At 69.7% G+C, this 554-nt stretch carries 1 protein-coding gene; it reads right to left on the bottom strand.

The window, feature by feature from the left end:
• Positions 1–157: 157 nt before the first annotated feature.
• Positions 158–554: TerD family protein (locus G3I60_RS43895; protein WP_164608570.1), on the bottom strand; the 397-nt coding region annotated here is incomplete at its 5' end.

Below are 554 nucleotides of genomic sequence, written 5' to 3'. Positions count from 1 at the left end.
CACTGCGCATGCTCTACCTGCTGGTGGACCGCGGACTGCTGACGCCGGGAGGGGACGGCCCGCCGAGCACGGTCACCCATCGGAAGGCCGTGCTCGACGCCCTGGCCGCCACCCTCGCGTTCGTCACCCCCTGCCTGCCCTCCCCCTCGGGGAGAGATCAGGTCTGACGTGTGCGGCCCATCTCCCTGCTGAACGTCGAGGGGTCGTCCTCGAAGCCCTGGACGCCGGAGTGGAAGTCCCACGACCCGGCTTCGTCGCGCACGAACTCCGCGACCGTGGCCGCCGTAGCCCCCAGGACACCGCCGAAGTCGTCCTCGGCCAGGACGGTGTAGCCCTCGCGAATGCGCAGGCCCGGCCCCCGGACGCTGACGAACGTCCGGTGCGTGGAGCGCTGCTGGATGATGACGCCGACCACCACGCGCGCGTACTGGGCGCCCAGTCGGTCGAACTCCAGTGTCATGACCTCGTCCCAGCCGAAGCCCTTGCCGTCCTTGCTGTCCCGGTTGAGTGTGATCGTGCCGTCCGGAGAGCGGCTGTCGAAGTGCACCACATAG

Source organism: Streptomyces sp. SID13666, from assembly GCF_010548325.1.
GTDB classification, from domain to species: Bacteria; Actinomycetota; Actinomycetes; order Streptomycetales; family Streptomycetaceae; genus Actinacidiphila; species Actinacidiphila fildesensis.
Note: the sequence above shows the minus strand (reverse complement) of the source record. Positions and strands in the feature narration are given on the sequence as shown.